Consider the following 2,143-nt stretch of genomic DNA (forward strand, 5'->3'; position numbering starts at 1 on the left):
CGGGGAGCGATGGATTTTGACGATCTGTTGCTGCAAACCGAAACGCTGTTTCTCGAGCACGATGCGATTCGTGAAGAGGAAGCTTCGAAGTTCGATCACGTGTTGGTCGACGAATACCAAGACACCAACGGCAGCCAGTACCGGATTACGCGGGCGCTGACCGAGGTGCATCGTAATTTCTGCGTGGTGGGTGACGATGATCAATCGATCTATGCATGGCGAGGTGCCGATGTCACGCACATTTTGAACTTCACCAAAGATTGGCCCGATGCAAAGGTGGTTTGTCTGGAAGACAATTACCGCAGTACCGGGGCGATTTTGGGGATGGCCAACACGTTGATCCAATACAACACCGTCCGGCACGACAAAATTTTGGTTCCGAGTCGTCCCGATGGTCGCCGGCCACGTATTTTGCAGCACAAGGATGAGACGGCGGAAGCCGAGATGGTGGTGCGTGAGATCAAGAATCTGATCGACAACCAGCACATCCAGCCGCGAGACATTGCGATCCTGTTTCGCACCAACGAGCAGCCGCGGTTGTTTGAAACCGAGCTTCGCAAGCACGACGTTCCTTATGTGATGATGGGCAGCCAATCGTTTTTTGATCGGCGTGAAATCCGTGACTTGATTGCCTATTTGAAGTGGATCGAGCAGCCCGATGACGAGATCTCGCTGCTGCGTGTGATCAACACCCCCGCGCGGGGGCTAAGCAACAAGACGGTGCAATTGTTGGTCAAACGCGCGGTCGAACGTGGGGTGCCGGTGTGGCAAGTGATGCAAGACAATTCGGCGGTTCAGGATTTGTCGCCGAGCGCGCGGCGTGGGATCACCGAGCTCGCACAGATGGCTGAGGATGTTCGGCTGCGAGCCAAGAGTGATTCGCTGACCGACGCCGTGCGGACGCTGCTCGAGCGAACGGCGTATGCCGACGAGATCGCTCGGCTATACGAAAACCCCGAAGAACGCGATGCGCGGATGGCGTCGATTGGCGATTTGACCAATGCAGTCGCGGCCTTTGAAGACAAAACCGAAGAGGCGGATTTGACCGGGTTCCTCGCCGAGACGGCGCTTGCTGGACGCGAGATGGGGAACGAAAAGGACAAGATGGCGCTCAAGAATTCCGTCTGGTTGCTAACGTTACACGCAGCCAAGGGGCTCGAGTTTCCGGTCGTCTTTATGGTCGGTTTGGAAGAAGGGATTCTGCCGCATAGCCGCAGTGTGAAGAGTGGTCGCGAGGAAGACATCGCCGAGGAACGTCGGCTGTGTTACGTCGGGATCACACGAGCTCAAGAGACATTGACGATGTCGATGGCACTGACTCGCCGCAAATGGGGCAAGCCGCGTCCGACGATCCCAAGTCAATTTCTGTACGAGATCACGGGCAAAGCCGCGAACCCCAACAAGTATCGCAAACCCCGCCGCGTTTCGTCATTGCGGTAAACCAAGGCAGCAAGGTTTTTTTCGTAGCGAAACTCACCAAGAGTTTCGGCATTACATAAAAAAAAGGCCCGAAGCGTGATGCTTCGGGCCTTCTTGTTTGTTCAGCAATCTGCGAAGAGTTTACTTCGAGATCTTTGCAACGAGGTCAAGAACCTTGTTCGAGTAACCCCATTCGTTGTCGTACCACGCTACGACCTTGACGAAGGTCTTATCGAGTTGGATGCCAGCGTCGGCGTCGAATACCGAAGTGCGGGTTTCGCCGCGGAAGTCGGTGGAAACCACTTTGTCGGTGGTGAAACCAAGCACGCCCTTCATCGGGCCTTCGGCAGCCGCTTTCATTGCAGCACAGATGTCTTCGTAGGATGCTTCCTTTTCGAGTTCGACAGTCAGGTCGACAACCGAAACGTCCGAGGTTGGAACGCGGAAAGCCATCCCGGTCAACTTGCCGTTCAGTTCAGGGATCACCTTGCCAACAGCCTTCGCGGCACCGGTGCTCGAAGGAATGATGTTTTCGAGGATACCACGACCACCACGCCAATCTTTGGCCGAAGGTCCGTCAACGGTTTTTTGGGTTGCGGTTGCAGCGTGAACGGTGGTCATCAAACCACGCTTGATGCCGAAGCTGTCGTTGAGCACCTTGGCGATCGGAGCCAAGCAGTTGGTGGTGCACGAAGCGTTGGAGACGAATTGTTCGCCGTCGTAG

General features: G+C 55.5%; 2 protein-coding genes. One reads left to right on the forward strand and one right to left on the reverse strand.

Features of this window, described 5'->3' with window-relative positions:
* On the forward strand, positions 1–1,440 hold a 1,440-nt coding region (locus ABX962_RS35175), incomplete at its 5' end, for an ATP-dependent helicase (RefSeq protein WP_372726318.1).
* A 120-nt stretch (positions 1,441–1,560) separates the two neighbouring features.
* Here ABX962_RS35175 and ABX962_RS35180 read toward each other — a convergent pair.
* A partial coding sequence (locus ABX962_RS35180; RefSeq protein ID WP_372726319.1) for a type I glyceraldehyde-3-phosphate dehydrogenase occupies positions 1,561–2,143 on the reverse strand: 583 nt, incomplete at its 5' end.

Origin of the sequence: Novipirellula sp. (assembly GCF_041583735.1) — a bacterium.
Lineage (GTDB): Bacteria > Planctomycetota > Planctomycetia > Pirellulales > Pirellulaceae > Novipirellula.